Here is an 18,961-nt window from a genome sequence, read left to right on the forward strand (position 1 = left end):
CTTCAAGAAGACGCAGTCAGTCACCAGACTGCGTCTTCTTTTTTAACTTTTTTCTATTTTATCACTTTTTACGTTTTCTTCCTTAAACATTCCTACGTAATGTTTCGTTGCGCCGGTTTCATCTTTTATCGCCGTAATCGTTAACCATTCTTTATAAATATCATTGCTTTTACGTTTGTTCCAGATCTCACCTTCCCAAAATCCCTCATTTAATAAACTATCCCACATTCTTTCGTAAAAATCGTTCCCATGTTCACCTGACTGAAGGATACTAGGGGTTTTTCCTAGTACTTCTTCTGGGGGATATCCGGTAATTTTCGTGAAGGCTGGGTTCACTTTTTGGATGATCCCATTGGCATCGGTAAGGACAATTCCTTCTGCGGCGTGATCGACAATTTTTGAGGAAACTTCAAGTTTGTCTAGGTAATAAAGCCACACGACCAACACTAAGGTGGCAAGTGAAAATTCTGACAGTGACATGAATCCGATCGCATAATGACCGGTCCAATTAAACAGAATCGTTAAGATAATGGGTGGGAAGAAACCGCCAAGGCCACCCATTGCAGCAACAATTCCGTTAACAATTCCCGCCTGTTTGGAAAAATAAAGCGGCACTAATTTGAAGACAGCACCATTTCCGATTCCAGCAAAAAACGCGACTAATAAACAGCCGAAAGAGTAAATCGGCAGCGATGGAGTAAACGATAACAGAAAGCCAGCAAACGTCAGGCTAAAAAAGACCCCCATCAAGATTAAAAATGGGTTAATTTTATCTCCGAGCCAGCCGCCGACTGGCCGAAAAATTGTTGCCAAGGCAATAAAACCAGCTGTTCGCAAACCTGCATCCACTTTACTTAATTCGAAATGATTCACTAAAAAAGAGGGTAAATAAATGGTAAAAGCAACGAAGGAACCAAAAGTAATAAAATAACATAAACTTAAAAACCAAAGCTTAGGGTTACGATAAACCTGCTTAAAACCAACGGAAAAAGAATTGCTCACTTTGTCCTCTTTTCGATCACCAAAAACAAAATTAAGGATGGCAAAAATTAAAACGATAATTAAAAAAATCAGTACGGCTGTTCTCCAACCAAATACATTGGCGAGAACCGGTGCTGAAAAAGATGTAATTGCTGTTCCAATGTTTCCTGCACCATATATTCCATTAATAAAACCGTGTTTTTCTTTCGGGTAATATTTTGGCAATGAGGTTACGCCAATCGAAAAGACCGCCCCGCCGATACCCAGGAGAAATCCACCTAATATCAACATGGAGATAGATTGGGCATAGCTAATCACGGCAATTGGGATCAGTAGGATGATAAAACTAATTGTAAATAATATTCGGGCACCGTAGCGGTTGGCCCAAAATCCAATTGGAACCCTTAGTAATGACCCCAAAATGACAGGCACTGCTGTCACCCAGGCAATCTCTGTTGAGGTCAGTTGAATATCCTCTTTTATAAAGGGCATTAATGATGAAATTAACACCCAAACCATAAAACCTGCAATCAAGCTACTGGTTTGAATAATAAGTTGTTTTGCACCTTGATGCATTCTGAACCCCTCATTTCGTTCCCTATACTCAAAAATTTAAGAATTCTGCTTCATTCCTGAGAAAATAACAAGGTAAATCTGATGTCTTTCCCCAAACTTTTTTATAATCCAAAAATTTTCACTGATTCAATATATTCGACAACAATTTTCGAAAACGATTTGCATCTTTAGCATTACCGATTAGCGCATATAATAGTCCATATGATTGGTTAGTTTTTACATCAAGGGGAGAATGCGCCTAAATAAAATTTCAAAGGATCGGATAAATTAGGGGAAAGGAGTGAGAAAAATGCCAAGAGGAAAAGAATTAGAACAATTACCGATGGCAAATACTTTACCTGGGGCAGGAAAAGATGTCAGTAAATTTAACAGAGAAATACTTGGGACCATGGTTCAAAAGGAAAGGCCCCAGCCAAGTGAAATCGAAAAGGAAAATGAGGATATGGTTTAGGCAGGAATTCCTCCTGCCTATTTTTTAGCTTATTAGAAATTCAAATATGCCTCCTGAACCGTCCTTAAGGACTTGCCAGTCAGCAGTGCCATATAATGATTCGAAATGAAATCGGTTTCTACTATTATATAGTTCATTGACTATAAGGATATTCAATATGGTTTCCATTTATGGTGCCGCCCTCGTCATTGATCGTTAGATTATTTAAATACTGAGCTAATTCCAGCTCTAATTCCTTTGGTGCCCCTGGCTTTAAATGCCAATTTCCTGGTTCAGCAACAAAATATGGACTTTTTGTGAATTTTGGTTTCATTCTTGGCAAAAAAATCCCTCCTTTTTAAAAGAAACCGGTTTGTCTATAGCTTGGCTTTTACAAAGATTTTTATCCACGGCGATCAAAGATAAGGCTAAAATCATATTGCGGCGCCAATACACTCAGTGTATGATAAATAGAAATCGTTCCTCACAGAATGTACGTAAGGGAAACTGAGAGTATAATTTTAGGCAAAAAAATGAAACCAATTTGTGAATTATTCGTCTTATATTATTGAGATCAAAAATAGTCATGTCCATTAATAAACAATCATACAAATGAAATGGATATGTGACTACTAAAAATGTCCAAGCAATTGGAAGTTGTCGATGATTGCCGAAATTTAGAAAAAAGCAGAAAATTACCGCGAGAAATTAAACATTTAATGGAAGAATTTATGTTTTTCATTTTAGAGAAAATATGTTATAGTAATTGAGGTTCGTTTACCGAAGCTTTAATTTGGTAAGTGAGAGGAGAAGTAAAATGAATAAAATAAGACTACCTAAAAAATTCAACAATAGTCATATTACTTTTTTTGCTATTGCTGTTATTCTATTTTGGCTTAAATCGTACGTAGCATACCGAATCGAATTTAATCTGGGAATTGATAATAATCTACAGAAATTTTTACTATTGATTAACCCATTAAGTTCAGCACTTTTCTTTTTAGGGCTGGCTTTACTTTTTAAGAAGCATACGAAGCTTGTAATGATTATTATTGACTTCCTTTTATCATTTTTGTTGTACGCGAATATCACTTATTACCGTTTCTTTAATGATTTCATCACGGTTCCGGTTTTGTTGCAGACAAAGACAAATGCCGGTCAGCTTGGTGATAGCGCACTATCACTGATGCATCCACTAGATGTTCTATATTTTGCAGACTTCTTTATTTTAATTGCTTTAGCTTTAACGGTTTTCAAACATATTTCGGTAACGAACAGGAAACCTTTTAAAATTGTTTTGTTATTTGCCATTACGACATTTTTATTTAACTTAGGCTTGGCAGAAAAGGATCGTCCGCAGTTGCTGACACGTTCCTTTGACCGAAATTACCTTGTGAAATACCTTGGTGCCTACAATTTTACAATTTACGATGTGATTCAAAATATTAAGTCTTCCAGTCAACGCGCTTTGGCTGATTCCAGTGATATCACTGATGTAGAAAACTATCGAAAAGCGAATTATGCAGAGCCAAATCCGAAGTATTTTGGTAAAGCGAAAGGCATGAACGTCATTTTTATCTCAATGGAATCACTGCAGAATTTTATAATTAATTATAAGCTGCCGGATGGTCAAGAAGTGACTCCATTCCTGAATTCATTAACACATGATAAAAACACCTTCTATTTTAACAATTTTTATCATCAAACAGGGCAAGGTAAAACTTCAGATGCCGAGTTTTTAATGGAGAATTCGTTATATCCAATGGCTCAGGGAGCAGTATTTGTTAACAAAGCACAAAACACTTACCAAGCCACACCGGCCATTTTAAAAGGAAAAGGATATACTTCCGCAGTCTTCCATGGCAACTATAAAACATTCTGGAACAGAAACGTTATCTATAAAGCATTTGGCTATGATCAGTTTTTCGATGCTGAATATTATAACATGACGGAAGAAAATACGAAGAACTATGGCTTAAAGGATAAACCATTTTTTAAAGAATCGATACCATTGTTAAAGAGCTTGAAGCAGCCGTTCTATACGAAATTTATTACATTGTCGAACCATTTCCCATTTGCAATGGACCCAGGTGATACTGATTTTCCAGCCGGTGATTATGGTGATACAGTGGTAAATCAATATTTCCAATCAGCTCATTATATGGATCAGGCCTTGGAGCAGTTTTTTAATGATTTAAAGGCGTCTGGTTTATATGATCATACCGTGATCGTAATGTATGGCGATCACTATGGTATTTCTGAAAATCATAATGATGCCATGGCCCAAGTATTGGGTGTAGACGAAATTACGCCGGCCATTAATGCAAAATTACAGCGTGTACCTTTATTTATTCACGTTCCTGGCGTTAAAGGCGGTATTCAGTCACAGGTAGGCGGAGAAGTAGACGTTCGTCCAACCGTGCTTCATTTATTAGGGATTGATACAAAGGATTACATGGAATTTGGCTCAGACTTATTATCTAAACAACATCGCAATTGGGCATTATTCCGTAATGGCGACTTTGTAGCTTCTGACGTAATTCAAGTAAAAGACAAGTGTTATGCAGCAAAGACAGAGGAATTATTGGAGGATCCTCAACCATGTAAGGAGATATCCGATAATGTCAATACTGAACTGCAAATGTCCGATGAAGTGGTTTATAAAGACCTCCTTCGCTTCTATAAACCGGCAGGATACACACCAATAAACCCTAATGATTATGATTATTTAGGACCTAATGCAAAAACAACAGAAAAAAATAATTAACTGTGAGAGAAGAACAATTCTTCTCTCTCTTTTTCGTTTTGGCTGCACCATATCAAATATTTCTGTTACAATTGCTGCAATGTTAGTAAGATTAGAAGAGGTATGATTTTTATGCGAAACAAATTTCAGCTGTCATTTGGATTATTCCTTTTATTTTTATCTGCTTTTATCTCTGGCTGTTCAAGTACTGAAACGGCTCCAAAAGATACAAATCACAACAAGGTTCCTGCTGTTAGTCAAAATGAAGAAAAAGCGGATCACACAAAAGAAACTGCTTCAGTAAATAATTCTTCAAAGTCTAGAGAGAGTAATAACAGACTGCTGCCAGGGGTAATTGTCAAGAATATTGATGGAGACACGGTTGAAGTGAAGATAAATGGACGGGTGGAAAAGATTAGAATGCTCTGTGTTGACACGCCCGAAACACATCATCCACGGCTAGGAGTTCAACCGTTTGGACCAGAAGCCTCAGCCTTTACAAAAAAGATCCTTGCTGTAGGAAAAAAGGTTGAAATTGAACCGGGAATTGGTGATGGTCGCGATAAATATGGACGGCTGCTTGCCTACATTTATGTAGACGGAAAAATGTTTAACGAAATGTTGCTGGAAAAGGGATTAGCCCGGGTAGCTTATATTTATGCACCTAATACCAAGTATGTCGACGAGTTCTATGCCATCCAAAGAAAAGCACAGAAAAAAGGTATCGGAATCTGGTCGATTGAAAATTACGCGCAGGAAGATGGTTATCATACTTCCGAATCCAGCAAAAACGAACATGCAGACACAGCTTCAACAAATCATGGGAGTAGCTTTCAAAATAACTCCGATGATGATCAAGAAAGGAATATAAAGTGTAAGGGGAAAATTAAAGGCAATGCCAATTCCCATATTTATCATGTTCCCGATGGAGCCTACTATGACTCCATTAAGGATAATATTGTGTGGTTTTGTTCCGAAAAGGCTGCACAAGCGGCAGGATACCGGAAATCAAAACGATAATTGCCGGAAATATGTAAAAGATAGAAAAGGCTGGATCATGAATACCCGGCCTTTTCTGTTTAGGGAGACAGCCAACAGGTACAACCTCATTGTCGGACTCCAGTTTAGGAGGGATGCTGGTCAGGTGTTATCGATGAACTTAGTACATGCCACCGTAGGAAGTACCTACAATGATCAACAGAATGAACAGAACAACAATCAACACAAATCCCATGTGTCCGCCACCATAGCTCATAATTCTCCACCTCCTTTTTATGATCTACTTCAAATTATGTAAAGGCATGTCCAAAGGTGTGGACAATCTACCCGCAGGCGAAACCATTTTTTGAAAATCTAAAGAAGATTTTCAAAAATGGGTGAAAATTATTACCAAGTACTTTGGACTTTTTTTAATAAAAACCCTCATGTTCCTGTTTTGGGCCACGAACCCTTTAATAGAATGAAAGAATATCAGTTTTTCGGGAGGGGGTAAATCATGGAACCGTTGTTGATAGATATTGATACTCTTTTAGATGCAACCATTAACCTGACAGTAGATGGCAAAGGCTTCTCGATGGAGCAAATTGAGATAGATCGGCTGCTTGATTGCACCGAGAATTAATGAAAAATTTTTCTTTCCACCTTCTGAACAAACAGAAGGTTTTTTTAGCTTTAAAGCGCAAAAATATTTTTTCCATTTCTATTGCTTTTGGACTAAAAAAATACTAGAATAATTTCTAATATAAGAATTTTTTGAAATCTCTTTTTAATCAGTTTAGGAGGAAATAAATGATGAAGAAAACAGTAAAAGGCCTTTCAATCGCATTGGCAGGGCTGCTTTTGCTCGCAGGATGCGGCACTAAAGAATCTGCGGGAGATACAAAGCAGGGAGGGGCAGAAAAGGATAAAACCTTTAAAGTTGGCATTTCACAGTTTGCACCGCATCCTTCATTAGATGCCGCAACAAAAGGATTTCAAGACGCTTTAAAGGATAAAGGGCTTAAAGTCGATTTTAAGGTGCAAAATGCACAAGCTGACCAAAATAACACTCAATCGATAGCCAAGAATTTTGTAGGTGATAAAGTAGATTTAATTTTTGCCAATGCGACTCCGAGTGCCATTGCTGCTCTTAACGCGACCAAGGATATTCCGATTGTCTTTACTTCTGTAACGGATCCTGTCGGTGCCGGACTGGTTAAGGCATTTGATAAGCCAGGTGAAAATATCACCGGGACGACCGATAACCACCCTGAAGCAACCAAGAAGACCATCAGTTTTATTACAGATGAAGTGAAGGCTAAAAACGTCGGTGTTATTTATAATGCCGGTGAACAAAATTCCGTTGTTCAAGTAGACGAAGTGAAAAAATTGGTGAAAGAAAAGGGTGCAAAGCTTGTGGAAGTATCTGTATCGAATACTTCCGAAGTGAAGCAGGCTGCTGAATCGCTTGTCGGCCGTGTTGATGCCATTTACATTCCAACCGATAATACGGTTGTCACGGCGCTTGATGCTGTTATTGCGGTAGCGAATAACAAGAAGATTCCATTATTTGTTGGTGAATTGGATTCGATGAAAAAAGGCGCTGTAGCGGCAAGTGGATTTGAATATTATGATATTGGTTATCAATCAGGTGAAATGGCTGCAGATATCTTAACTGGCAAGAAAAAAACATCAGAAATTCCGGTTCAGTTGCCGAAAAGCCTAAAACTTGTCATTAATAAAAAAGCTGCAAAGGCACAAGGTTTAACTGTAAAAGAGGAATGGAAGAGTCTTGGCGAGTTCTATGACGGGAAATAATCAACCATCTTCAGGTCAGGAGCCAATCAAGGAACGATTGGCTCTTTGATTGCAGATTTTATTCTTTATCGCTTAGGCCAAAAGACTTAATGGAAAGGATGATCTCATTGTTTACAGCAATATTTGGATCATTTGAAGCGGGTATCATCTATGCGATTATGGCTCTGGGCGTCTATCTTTCCTTTCGAATTCTTGATTTTCCCGATTTAACGGTAGACGGCAGCTTTGTAACTGGAGGCGCGATTGCATCCGTCATGATTATGGGTGGCGTGAACCCTTATGTGGCAACAGTGGCAGCACTGTTTGCTGGATTTTTAGCCGGGTGTATGACTGGTTTGTTGCACACATTCGGAAAAATTAATAATTTATTATCCGGTATTTTAATGATGATCGCCCTTTATTCGATTAACTTACGAATAATGGGGCGTCCGAATATTTCGATGTTAAATACAGAAACGGCCTTTACAAAGGTTGAAGATCTGTTTGAAAAAACAGGCATTGATACTTTTTTGAATAATTTGCTGACAGCACTTGGATTAGGAGACAGCCTCCCAGAAACATGGGGAATTTTGATTATGATGATCATCGTGACATTCGTCATCAAAATTATTACCGATTGGTTTTTACAAACAGAAATTGGTCTTGCCATTCGAGCGACGGGTGATAATAAACGGATGATTCGCAGCTTCTCGGCGAATACCAATTTGCTGACGATATTAGGCCTTGGTCTTTCAAACGCTTTTGTTGCTTTTTCAGGTGCCTTGATTGCCCAGCAAGGAGGATTTGCGGATGTCGGTATGGGGATTGGCATGATTGTTATAGGTCTAGCCTCCGTTATCATCGGTGAAGCCCTTTTTGGCACCAAAACGATTGTTAGAACCACTCTTGCCGTAATTGGTGGTTCAATAATTTATCGCATAGTTGTCACAATGGCACTGAGAATTGAATTCCTCGATCCGGGAGATATGAAGCTTATTACTGCCATTATTGTTATCATTGCCTTAACGATGCCGAAAATTTTAGAGCGTTCAAGAGAGAAGAAGCGCAAAGCTCACAGAAAAGCTGAAAGGCCGGTCAGTTTTAACGTTGCTGCTGATGAGGAGGGGACTAAACATGCTGCAATTAAATCAGATTCATAAGATCTTTAATGAAGGGTCCCCTGATGAGAAAATTGCCATTGACGATATCAACCTTTCCCTCAAAGCAGGCGATTTCGTTACGGTCATTGGTAGTAATGGGGCCGGAAAGTCAACATTGATGAACATCATTTCCGGGGGCTTGTTCCCTGACGTTGGCGAGGTGTTCATCTCCGGTAAAAACGTGACTAATATGACGGAATATAAACGTTCAAAAATGATAGGCAGGGTCTTTCAGGATCCAATGGCGGGTACAGCTCCAAGCATGACGATCGAAGAGAATTTGGCGATGGCTTATTCTCGTAATAAGACACGCACTCTGAAAAGGGGTGTAACACATAAAAGGCGTGATTACTTCCGAGAGGTGCTGGAAACATTACACCTTGGATTGGAGAATCGTCTTAGCGCCAAGGTAGGGCTGTTATCAGGTGGGGAACGTCAAGCCCTCTCCTTGTTAATGGCAACCTTTACCGAGCCAGCTATTTTACTGCTTGATGAACATACAGCCGCCCTTGACCCATCCAGGGCCGAGCTGATAACAAACATAACGAAGGAAATAGTCGAACGCTACAAGCTGACAACATTAATGGTAACACATAATATGCAGCAGGCGATCGATCTTGGCAATCGCTTGATCATGATGGATAAAGGGCAGATTATCCTTGAAGTTGACGAGGAACAAAAGCAGCATCTCACCATAGAAGGCTTGTTGGAGGAATTTAAACGGATCCGCGGCAACCAAATGGTAAGTGACCGAGCGATTCTATCATAAAATTAATATCTGATGGTTGTTGTAATAAATTGATATTCATTTTTCTTGAGAAACATCCAAAATGCTGGATGTTTTTTTTTATAAATAGGCAGTTTTTTTTAGATTCCGGAGAAAAAATGTTAAGCTAAAGAAAATATTGCTGAATGAGGGGTGTAAATATGGAACTAGATGCGATTTGGTTAAGATTACAGCAGCACACTCCAACAATATTGGGAAGCCGCAATTTATCCAAATATGCCGTCATGGTACCACTTATGAAAAAGGATGACGGAGTTCATGTTTTATTTGAAGTACGTTCGCTTCAATTAAGACGTCAGCCGGGTGAGATTTGTTTTCCGGGAGGAAGAATAGATCCTGAAGATGCTGATGAAAAAGCCGCTGCGATCCGTGAGACGAAGGAAGAATTAGGTATCGATACGAGTGATATATCGGAGGTATATCCTTTGGATTATATGGTTTCTCCGTTTGGAATGATGATTTATCCCTTTGTTGGATTGATCGAACAAGCGGAAAGGTTAAATTATAACCGCTCTGAGGTGGAGGAAATTTTCACAGTCCCGTTAACCTATTTTTTAAAACATCCTCCCGAAATACATCATGTTGAATTTAAAGCAACACCGGATATTGATTTTCCTTTTGAACTGCTTGTCGGCGGTAAAAACTATAAGTGGCGGTCGCGAGGGATTGATGAATATTTTTATGTATACAAAGGTCGAGCCATTTGGGGTTTAACCGCAAGGATACTAGCTCATTTTATTGAATTGGTGTCTGCTGGATAAAGACAAATGTCCACATCAGGCGGAAAAAAGTCTTGATTATTTTGCGAATTGTAATAAAATTAAAATTATATTTCTAAAACTTAGGAGAGGTAAATATGAAGGTCGTTAAGTTTGGTGGCTCGTCTTTAGCCTCAGGGGAACAATTGGAAAAGGTTTTCGATATTGTCGTTTCGGACCCTGAGCGAAAGGTGGTTGTCGTTTCGGCTCCAGGGAAGCGATATCCGGAAGATATAAAAGTAACAGATTTGTTAATAGAATGTGCAAAAAAATGCTTGGTGAATGAAGAGCCGAAAAAGCATTTCGATGCCTTGATTCAAAGATATGCAGCAATTGCGGCTGAACTGGCCCTTCCGGCTGAAATCATTAGTGAAATTAGCGATGATTTAACCACTAGGTTAAATGCAGATAAAAGCAATCCTGAGCGGTTCATCGATTTGCTGAAAGCTAGTGGGGAGGACAATAATGCAAAATTAGTTGCCGCTTTTTTCTGTAAAAAAGGACTGGAGGCTGCTTATGTTAACCCAAAAGAAGCTGGCCTTTTTGTTACCGCCGAACCAGGTAATGCTCAGGTCCTTCCTGAGGCCTATACGGAGCTGCATAAACTTCGCGAACGCTCCGAGATTCTCGTCTTCCCAGGTTTCTTTGGTTACAGCAAGGAAGGGGATGTATACACGTTCTCTCGAAGCGGTTCAGATATAACCGGGGCGATCCTGGCCAACGCCTTAAAAGCGGATTTATATGAAAACTTTACTGATGTTGATGCTGTTTTTTCAGTCAATCCGTCGATCATTGATCGACCTAAAGAAATTAAGGAACTTACCTTTCGGGAAATGCGGGAGCTTTCTTATGCCGGTTTCTCTGTACTCCATGATGAGGCTCTTGTTCCGGCATTTCGTGCTGGAATTCCGGTTCATATTAAAAATACCAATAACCCCCAGGCTCATGGAACAAGAATTGTTGCGGAACGGGACAATACGAATGGACCGGTTATTGGCATTGCCTCAGATGAGGGATTCTGCAGCATATATGTAAGCAAATACTTAATGAATCGAGAAATTGGCTTTGGACGGAAACTTTTAAGTATTTTAGAGGATTTTGGGTTATCATATGAACATACTCCTTCCGGTATCGATGACTTATCTGTCATTCTGCGAGAAAATCAGCTAGATGCCGAAAAGGAGAAAAAAATTATACATCGTATTAAAACGGAATTGCAGGCAGATGAAGTAATTTTTGAGCATAGCCTGGCTCTGATTATGGTTGTCGGCGAGGGAATGCGCCATAATATCGGGACAATGGCAAGAGCCTCGAAGGCATTAGCAAAGGCCAATGTTAATATTGAAATGATCAACCAAGGTTCGTCAGAAGTCAGCATGATGTTTGGTGTAAAAGAAGTCGATGAAATAAGAGCAGTGAAAGCCATATATGAAGAATTTTTTGCCGCCGTACCAGTATAGTGACGGCAATTAAATGGGCAGGGCTAAAATAAAAATTTAGCCCTGCTCTTTTCATTGTTCATTAGGAAGGTCTTTCATTTTCTGCAGCTTGAATCTTGTTCTAATCCCACTCCAGCAGGCAATTAGCAATCCTCCTCCGACATCAGCAATTAAATCCGTCATTGTGTCTTTATTGCCGCCGCCCTGTAAGTCCATGCCCAAAAACTGATCACAGCTAAATTCATAGATTTCCCATAGAACACCGCCAAGTGAGGCGAACGAAAGGGTAAACCAAAACACAAACCAAGGGGAAATGGCATTCCCTGCGTTTCGGTGAATCATTCTTTCATATAAAGCAATTCCGGTAAAGGCAATAATCCCCCCACTGATAAAATGGACAAATGTATCCCACCAGCCTAGACCGTACCAGCCGCGGATGGAGCCTAGATATTGCGAGCCGACTAAAAAGATTAAATAGGAAATGACAATCGGCAAGTTAAACTGCAGTTTAGTAAACAGAGCCAGCAATAGCGGAATGGCCCCGCAAGCTATTCCGCCGATAGCCACAGTCGCTTTAAATGAGGCCCCTTGACTAAAGTAATAAACTGCTAAAATAGCCATGAAAATGACATAAGCAGAACTTAAGATGATGACAACTTTTCGATTCATAAATTCATCCTCCTACACGTGCTTTTTTCTATATAAGGAGTACAGGCTGACAAGCAGTCCACCGGCAGAACCCCATAATAAATCAAGCATCGTATCTTGATTTCCCCCTCTTTGCATCGTATGCGTAAATGTTAAATCACCGACAAATTCATAAATTTCCCAAACAACACTGGCCAAAACCCCAAGTGAGAGGACAAAAAGAAATAGGATCCACACCGATACATCTCTTCGAACCCTTGCCGGTATCAACCGTTTAAACAGGGCAATTCCGACAAAACCAATATAGACACCTTTGTAGAAGTGCAAGGTCGAATCCCACCATTTATGATGGAGATAAAAGCTAGAAATCGAACCAAGAAATAATGAACAAAAGAGAAACAGATAATAGCCGAGAATAATCGGTATATTAAATGGATTGTCCTTTAGTTTTAGCAGCAGAAGTGGTAAAGCGCTCGCTAAAATACCACCAAGGGCAACCTGCCACCGGGACGAATCATTCTTAATCAAATAATAGGCAAATAACGAGGCCATAAAGCAGATAAACAGGATACTTAACCAAATAATCATTTTCCGTTTCATAAAGCACCTCAGTTGAAGGAGTATACTCTCAAGTATGTCCAAAATGATTTAAATCTAATGGTTTTACAACAAGTAAGCAAAAACAGTATATTGTTATTATATATAATAATCGATAGAATTGTTTTTTTGAATGAAACCTTGGAGGAAGCTATGGAAAGGACGCAAATACCAATTTATGAGCGAATTGCGATTGATTTAGCAAATCGGATTTACGATGGGAAATTAAAAGTGGGAGAAAAAATTCATGGCAGATCGACTTTAGCCAGCGAATACAAGGTATCTCCTGAAACGGTACGGCGGGCCATCAAGATATTAGAGGATGTTGAAATTGTTCATTCCACAAAGGGCAGCGGGATCGTGATTGCTTCAAAGGAAAAGGCATTCAAATATATCTCACGTTTTTCCCACTTAGCAAGCATGAAAGAGCTGGAAAAGCGAATGAATTCACTTATTGCTCAAAGAACCATGCTGGATGAACAGTTATACGAAACATTGCGAAAAATCATCGATTATTCTGGAAGGCTGCGTCATACAAACCCATTAACACCGATTGAAGTCGACATATTTCCGGACTGCCGCTATATTGGGAAGTCCATCTCCGAATTGAAATTTTGGCAGAACACCGGAGGAACGGTAATCGGGATAAAACGGAATGGAGAGTTAATTATTTCACCAGGACCTTATGCTTCAATTCTGGAAAATGATGTTCTGCTTGTGGTCGGTGATGAAAGAACATACGACCGGGTAGTACACTTTTTAAAAGGGGAGTAATAAGAAACCTGCTTTTATGTGAAAGCAGGTTTCTGTATTTATTAATCAATTAAACCCTCAGCTTGTAAAAACTCCTTTGCGACTTTCGCTGGGGATTGCTTTAGACTGTCAACTCGATAATTCAGCTCACGCATTTTATCTTCCGTCAGCTTTCCAGCAAGGGAGTTAAGTACCTTCTTCAGTTCCGGATGTTCTTGCAATGTCTTTTCTTTTATTATTGGAACCGCATAATAAGGGGGGAAGAAGTGTTTATCATCCTTTAACAGCTTTAAGTCAAAGGCCTTAATTAAGCCGTCAGTGGAGAAAGCATCAATGACATCACTTTTATGATGATCCAATGCCGTGTAGCGTAATCCGCCATCCACCGCTTTTACATCTTTAAAATTCATTTGATAGGTCTTGGTAAGACCTTTTAAACCATCATCTCGTGTCGAAAATTCAATGGTCGGACCGAGGATAAGCTGGTCACTGACTTTCGCTAAATCAGATACCGTAGCAAGTCTGTATTTTTGGGCGGTGTCCTGGCGAACCGCCATGGCATACGTGTTATTGAACCCAAGCGGTTTTAACCATTTAATCCCGTATTTTTGCTGAAATTGCTTACTTACATAATCATACACCTTTTCAGGGTTATTCATTGTGTTCTGATTTAAGATACTAACGTATGCGGTGCCTGTATATTCAACATACGCATCAATATCACCTTTATTAATCGCACTGAAGGTCACTTGGGAGCCGCCAAGGTTTAATTTTCTTTCAACTTGTAAATCAGTTTTATCTTCAATTAAATCGGCAACGATATTTCCTAAGATGATTTGCTCATTATAGTTTTTGGAGCCGATGACAATTTTGTCTTCTGCCTTTGCTTTTGAAAAAAGTGTGATGCACCCGGCAGCAATAAGGATTATCGCTGCAAATGAAATAATTAATTTCTTCGTTGTCTTGCCGGTAGCAGCTGACTTCTGCTTCCCTGTAGGAGAAAGAGAGGCTTCAAGCCTGCCGACGACAAAGTCAATTAATAAGGCAAGCAGACAGGCAGGAATGGCACCAGCCAAGATCATCGCATTATCCACGGATTGGACCCCGGAAAAGACTAAATAACCGAGACCGCCCGCACCGACAAATGCAGCAATGGTCATCAAACCAACGGCCGTAACGGCTGAAATTCGAATGCCTGCCATAATCATTGGCAAAGCCAGTGGAAGCTGAACCTTTCTCATCGTTTGACTTTTAGTCAGCCCGATTCCTCTGGCAGCTTCCAGAATATCCCGATCAATATTCGTAAGCCCGGTATAAGTATTTTTTACAATCGGAAGCAGTGAATAAAGAACAACCATGATAATTGCTGGTGTACTGCCAATCCCAATGAAAGGAATGAGGAACCCGAGCAAGGCCAAACTTGGGATCGCCTGAATCACATTGGTTGTCCCAATAATCGGTTTTGCCAATCTTTGTTCCCTGGAAATTAAAATTCCAAGTGGAATCCCGACTACTGTAGCGATCAAGACAGCAATAACACTCAAATAGATATGCTGTCCGATTAAGTTTAGAATTTGTTCATAATTTGATGTTACATAGTTCCATAAATCTGTCACTAAAAAGCCACCTCCATATCTATTAATTGGCTGCTTAGTGCTGATAAAATACTGCTCCTTGTGATTAGTCCAATTAATTGATTTTGCTTGTTTACAACTGGAACATAACCAATTCGATGTTTATTCATCGTTGCTAATACAGAAATTAAATTCGCATCATCTGAAACAGAAAGAACGTTTTTCTCCATTAGCGCTTCAACTGAAAGATTTCGGTTTTGCAGTTGAATTCCTTTTAATGTGACTAACCCAAGTAAAAAGTTATTTTTGTCCGTCACCATCAAACTATCAACCTTATTTTCTTTCATTATTTCAATCGCCTGAAGAACATTGCGCTTTGCCGTGATTTTTACTGGGTTTTGAATCATGAAGTCTACAGCAGTCAATAATTCCGGATTGTTCCAGATTCTTCTTTTCCCAATAAAATCAGCAACAAATTCATTTGCAGGATTTTTGAGTATATTTTCAGGAGAATCATATTGGAGAATATCGCCATCTTTTATAATGCAAATCTTATCTGCGATCTTTATCGCTTCATCCATATCATGGGTAACAAAAATGATGGTTTTGTTTAGTTCCTTTTGCATGGTGAAAAGTTCATCTTGAAGTGTTGTCCTGGTCACGGGGTCTAACGCGCTGAAAGGTTCATCCATTAATATAATCTCCGAGTCTGTTGAGAAGGCTCTGGCAACCCCTACGCGCTGCTGTTGACCGCCGGACAGCTCCTGAGGATATCTATTCAGATATTCTTTTGGATCCAGACCTACCATCTGAAGTAACTTTCTGGTTTTTTTATCAATGTCTCCCGGGTCTTCGCCTTTAAGTTTCGGAATTAACTCGACATTTTCTTTAATCGTCATATGTGGAAATAAACCGGTATTTTGAATCACATAACCGATATTTCTGCGCAGTTCTATCGGATTCATCGCGGAAATATCGCTGCCGTTAACATAAATATGTCCGGATGTGGGTTGGATTAGTTTATTGATCATTTTTAACAAAGTGGTTTTACCACAGCCGCTGGGACCAATAAACACAACAAGTTCGCCCGCATCAATTTTTAAAGAAAAATGATTTATAATCGTTTTGGTGCGGTACTTCTTAACAATATTTTTAAATTCGATCATTCAATGTCCTCCTTCGAAAAAAGTAACAACCTGATTATAACATAAAAGTTGCTTATTGTCGATTAAGCTGGAAATGAATTGTAAGCCTTATTCTATTAAAATCACTAGTTATTAGGTAAACTTGAATAGAGATGGTGGATGAGTAAATGTTTATGCTGCCTTTAATAAGGAATCCGGGGTAGGAAATATGTGTAAATGAACCTAGACGTGAAGAATATTCATGCTAGAATTGCGCTCTTGTTTTTGTATAAGGATCGTGCTGAACATCCAAACTATAGTTTGGAAATACAATAGAATGGTGGTAGCTTATGGTAAAACTTTTTACAGATAATGATTTAGATGGGCTTGGTTGCGGGGTAATTGCCAAAATTGCCTTCGGAGAACAAGCTAAGGTCTCCTATTGTTCCTATCGGAATTTGAATCAAAGAGTAGAACGATTTATTGCCAATTCCGAAAATGATAGGGAAGAAACATACATAACAGATTTAGCCGTAAATGTGGAAATAGAGAAGAAACTCGCTCAACGAATGGTCCAAACCTTTGTCAAGCAATATTGTGTGGGAATCGTTCATGCAGAACAGTACTTATCAGAACTTGGCAATGCATTAAATAATTTGAATCCGCATTTGGATATGATTGCCCTGATAAATGTAGGCAGTAAAAAAATTGGCTTTCGAACGATTCATGATGAGGTAAATGTCGCGGAGTTTGCGAAAACTTATGGAGGGGGCGGACACCCAAAAGCTTCCGGTGCAGATTTGACAAGCACAGCGTTTGCAACCTTTGTTTTAAATGTATTCGAACTGCCGCCGCTTAAATCAGATGCAGACAGGAATGAATTTAATGTGAAGGAGTCGCCCTACGTTGTAAGCTATCGAAATCACATAGACGAAATATCCTATATTATTCGGCAGACTGACAAGAAGTTTACAATTGTTCATAATGGAAAAAAGTTAACTTAAGATTTTTCATCCTTTCCCGCGGCTGAACGATATATAAAAAGAAATTATTCATCCTGGCTTCGTCACGATCATGATTTTCTCGGAGAGCTTGCCGGCCTGTTCAACATTTCCGTGGAGGAATTAAAGGAAAATTATCCAGCGGTTATTGGCGGGCGTTTGCATGAAATAATGGGCGTTTAACAGTCTTTTTACAGATGCATAATATTCTGCGAATTTCGCTTTATCGATTTTCGGGATTTTTCTGTTTAGGTATGGTAATATTATGTTAAGATCTTCCAACAATTTAAGGATTATCATTTTATCCTTTCGGGGTATACGATAAGCTTTGGCTTTTTGCCAGCTGGAAAAAGCCAGAGGTTTTGTGTACATTTGGAAGGTTCATTTTTTTATTTAAGGAGGAATTTATCATGAAAAAATTAATGAAGTTTTGCAGAAGGTTCGATCCTAGTCAGGAGGCTATCTACTATGAACCATAGTACACTTCAGAACAAGGATTTTTTTAGTGAACAATTAGCTTATATTGAGGAGAATATAAAAGACTTAACAAATCTTTATATTTCTTCCACCCCAATTCAGGAACGATTAAAACACTTTTTCAATTTGTATGTTTTGGAAGTAGAGGAATTATTAAATCAAAATCGTAAGAATGCGGTTATTTCATTCTTTTCGAAAGTATATATTGGGACCAAGGTTACGGTTCAATATGATGATGAAGATGATTTCGAGGAGTATGTCATCTGTTTTCCGGAGCAGTCCGACCCGGATCGTGGCTTTATTTCCTTTTTATCCCCGGTTGGCAGACAGCTACTGCTTAAAGAAATGGGGGAAAAGATTTCATTGAAGGTGCCAACCGGTAAACTCCAAGTGACCATCAAGGAGATTTCCTATGTGGGGAATTTATTTGAAATGAAGAGAAGGACCAAAGAAGCATAATTATTGTAAACGTTTTTATTTTTTGTTAACATGACCGAACAGTTTACTTTCTCTGGTCGGTCATGTTAATTAGCTGCTGGAAAATAAATTATATTAAAATCCGAATAATGAGCTAACAAAATTTTTCTTTTTTCTTTTTACTTTCCCTTCATCCAGGACGTACGGCTTTTCAGCAGAGGGCACAGGTTTAAGAGCATTTAATTCCTTCTGCAGCAATTCGCATTTTTGGTTGAGCTCTATTATTTGATTTTGCAACTCTTCAATTTCCCTTCGATGCTGAAGTAATTGATAAGAGGCAACGGAATCTGCTTTTGCCTGCAGATTTATTTCAATTTCTTTAACCTTTGATAATAAATATTCGACGGTTTGATCATTTCCAACGGACCTTATCGCTCCTTTTCGCGGGCTTTTCTTTGCGGTTACGGGGGCAATATCCGCGAGGATCGCTCCATTTTGTAGTTGTTCCTGGATATTTTGTAATAATTGAATATCCTCCTCTTTAAAATAATAATGTCCCCGGTCATTTCGTCCCATCGGGAGTTCCAACTGCTTGACCCAGCGCTGTACCGTGCTTACAGATACCCCTAATAATTTTGCCACTTCCGCAGTATTCATAACATATCCCTCCAAATATAAATTAAACAATAGACATGGACGGCAACTAGGTTAAAAATGA

20 protein-coding genes and 1 pseudogene are annotated in these 18,961 nt (G+C 39.0%); 13 read left to right on the top strand and 8 right to left on the bottom strand.

The window, feature by feature from the left end; all coding sequences use genetic code 11:
• Positions 1 to 42: 42 nt before the first annotated feature.
• On the bottom strand, positions 43 to 1,557 hold the full coding sequence (locus JK635_RS17265; protein ID WP_202655198.1) for a nitrate/nitrite transporter: 1,515 nt from the start codon (positions 1,555 to 1,557) through the stop codon (positions 43 to 45).
• Between the two features lie 289 nt (positions 1,558 to 1,846).
• Between JK635_RS17265 and JK635_RS17270 the strand changes: the two genes are divergently transcribed.
• Positions 1,847 to 2,008: a hypothetical protein gene (locus JK635_RS17270; protein WP_202655199.1), complete on the top strand. Its 162-nt coding sequence runs from the start codon at positions 1,847 to 1,849 to the stop codon at positions 2,006 to 2,008.
• Positions 2,009 to 2,141: 133 nt separating this feature from the next.
• Here JK635_RS17270 and JK635_RS17275 read toward each other — a convergent pair whose 3' ends face one another.
• Entirely contained in the window at positions 2,142 to 2,321 is a 180-nt protein-coding gene (locus JK635_RS17275; RefSeq protein ID WP_235888189.1) for a hypothetical protein, read from the bottom strand.
• Between the two features lie 483 nt (positions 2,322 to 2,804).
• On the opposite strand from JK635_RS17275, the gene ltaS reads away from it, so the two are divergent.
• A complete protein-coding gene (ltaS, locus tag JK635_RS17280) occupies positions 2,805 to 4,754 on the top strand; it encodes a lipoteichoic acid synthase (protein ID WP_202655201.1) in 1,950 nt (649 codons plus the stop codon).
• 111 nt (positions 4,755 to 4,865) lie between these two features.
• Entirely contained in the window at positions 4,866 to 5,753 is an 888-nt protein-coding gene (locus JK635_RS17285) for a thermonuclease family protein (RefSeq protein WP_235888180.1), read from the top strand.
• 139 nt (positions 5,754 to 5,892) lie between these two features.
• Here the strand turns inward: JK635_RS17285 and JK635_RS17290 are convergent, their stop codons facing one another.
• Positions 5,893 to 5,988 carry a YjcZ family sporulation protein gene (locus JK635_RS17290; RefSeq protein ID WP_306792960.1) on the bottom strand — a complete coding sequence of 32 codons (96 nt, stop codon included), beginning with the start codon at positions 5,986 to 5,988 and terminating at the stop codon, positions 5,893 to 5,895.
• A gap of 240 nt (positions 5,989 to 6,228) precedes the next feature.
• On the opposite strand from JK635_RS17290, the gene JK635_RS24790 reads away from it, so the two are divergent.
• The 6 genes from JK635_RS24790 to JK635_RS17315 all read left to right on the top strand — a co-directional run bounded on the left by JK635_RS24790 (position 6,229) and on the right by JK635_RS17315 (position 11,673).
• Positions 6,229 to 6,354: a hypothetical protein gene (locus JK635_RS24790; RefSeq protein ID WP_306792961.1), complete on the top strand. Its 126-nt coding sequence runs from the start codon at positions 6,229 to 6,231 to the stop codon at positions 6,352 to 6,354.
• A gap of 170 nt (positions 6,355 to 6,524) precedes the next feature.
• On the top strand, positions 6,525 to 7,529 hold the full coding sequence (locus tag JK635_RS17295) for an ABC transporter substrate-binding protein (RefSeq protein WP_202655233.1): 1,005 nt from the start codon (positions 6,525 to 6,527) through the stop codon (positions 7,527 to 7,529).
• 107 nt (positions 7,530 to 7,636) lie between these two features.
• Entirely contained in the window at positions 7,637 to 8,668 is a 1,032-nt protein-coding gene (locus tag JK635_RS17300; RefSeq protein WP_202655203.1) for an ABC transporter permease, read from the top strand.
• Positions 8,643 to 9,437, top strand: a complete 795-nt coding sequence (locus tag JK635_RS17305) for an ABC transporter ATP-binding protein (protein ID WP_202655204.1) — start codon at positions 8,643 to 8,645, stop codon at positions 9,435 to 9,437. Before JK635_RS17300 ends, JK635_RS17305 begins: the two co-directional genes overlap by 26 nt.
• Before the next feature lie 158 nt (positions 9,438 to 9,595).
• Entirely contained in the window at positions 9,596 to 10,216 is a 621-nt protein-coding gene (locus JK635_RS17310; protein ID WP_202655205.1) for an NUDIX hydrolase, read from the top strand.
• Between the two features lie 95 nt (positions 10,217 to 10,311).
• On the top strand, positions 10,312 to 11,673 hold the full coding sequence (locus JK635_RS17315; RefSeq protein WP_202655206.1) for an aspartate kinase: 1,362 nt from the start codon (positions 10,312 to 10,314) through the stop codon (positions 11,671 to 11,673).
• Between the two features lie 51 nt (positions 11,674 to 11,724).
• Here JK635_RS17315 and JK635_RS17320 read toward each other — a convergent pair whose 3' ends face one another.
• Together JK635_RS17320 and JK635_RS17325 are read right to left on the bottom strand one after the other, a co-directional pair.
• Positions 11,725 to 12,321: a DUF2238 domain-containing protein gene (locus tag JK635_RS17320; RefSeq protein WP_202655207.1), complete on the bottom strand. Its 597-nt coding sequence runs from the start codon at positions 12,319 to 12,321 to the stop codon at positions 11,725 to 11,727.
• A 12-nt stretch (positions 12,322 to 12,333) separates the two neighbouring features.
• Entirely contained in the window at positions 12,334 to 12,900 is a 567-nt protein-coding gene (locus tag JK635_RS17325) for a DUF2238 domain-containing protein (protein WP_202655208.1), read from the bottom strand.
• A 150-nt stretch (positions 12,901 to 13,050) separates the two neighbouring features.
• On the opposite strand from JK635_RS17325, the gene JK635_RS17330 reads away from it, so the two are divergent.
• A complete protein-coding gene (locus tag JK635_RS17330) occupies positions 13,051 to 13,671 on the top strand; it encodes a GntR family transcriptional regulator (RefSeq protein ID WP_202655209.1) in 621 nt (206 codons plus the stop codon).
• A 41-nt stretch (positions 13,672 to 13,712) separates the two neighbouring features.
• On the opposite strand, the gene JK635_RS17335 is transcribed toward JK635_RS17330, so the two are convergent.
• Positions 13,713 to 15,266: an ABC transporter permease/substrate-binding protein gene (locus JK635_RS17335; protein ID WP_202655210.1), complete on the bottom strand. Its 1,554-nt coding sequence runs from the start codon at positions 15,264 to 15,266 to the stop codon at positions 13,713 to 13,715.
• Entirely contained in the window at positions 15,266 to 16,390 is a 1,125-nt protein-coding gene (locus tag JK635_RS17340) for an ABC transporter ATP-binding protein (protein WP_202655211.1), read from the bottom strand. Before JK635_RS17340 ends, JK635_RS17335 begins: the two co-directional genes overlap by 1 nt.
• 308 nt (positions 16,391 to 16,698) lie before the next feature.
• Between JK635_RS17340 and JK635_RS17345 the strand changes: the two genes are divergently transcribed.
• From JK635_RS17345 to JK635_RS17350, 3 genes and pseudogenes are all read left to right on the top strand, one after another.
• The gene (locus tag JK635_RS17345) at positions 16,699 to 17,352 is read left to right on the top strand and encodes a DHHA1 domain-containing protein (RefSeq protein ID WP_235888181.1); all 654 of its coding nucleotides are present in this window, start codon (positions 16,699 to 16,701) and stop codon (positions 17,350 to 17,352) included.
• Positions 17,353 to 17,367: 15 nt separating this feature from the next.
• A pseudogene (locus tag JK635_RS28685) lies at positions 17,368 to 17,532 on the top strand (oligoribonuclease); the annotation flags it as partial.
• 285 nt (positions 17,533 to 17,817) lie between these two features.
• Entirely contained in the window at positions 17,818 to 18,285 is a 468-nt protein-coding gene (locus JK635_RS17350; protein ID WP_202655212.1) for a GreA/GreB family elongation factor, read from the top strand.
• A gap of 93 nt (positions 18,286 to 18,378) precedes the next feature.
• Here the strand turns inward: JK635_RS17350 and JK635_RS17355 are convergent, their stop codons facing one another.
• Positions 18,379 to 18,930 (bottom strand): MerR family transcriptional regulator, encoded by a 552-nt coding sequence (locus tag JK635_RS17355; protein WP_306792962.1) that lies wholly within the window; start codon positions 18,928 to 18,930, stop codon positions 18,379 to 18,381.
• Between the last annotated feature and the right edge of the window lie 31 nt (positions 18,931 to 18,961).

The organism is Neobacillus paridis, from assembly GCF_016765675.1.
Taxonomy (GTDB): domain Bacteria; phylum Bacillota; class Bacilli; order Bacillales; family Cytobacillaceae; genus Neobacillus; species Neobacillus paridis.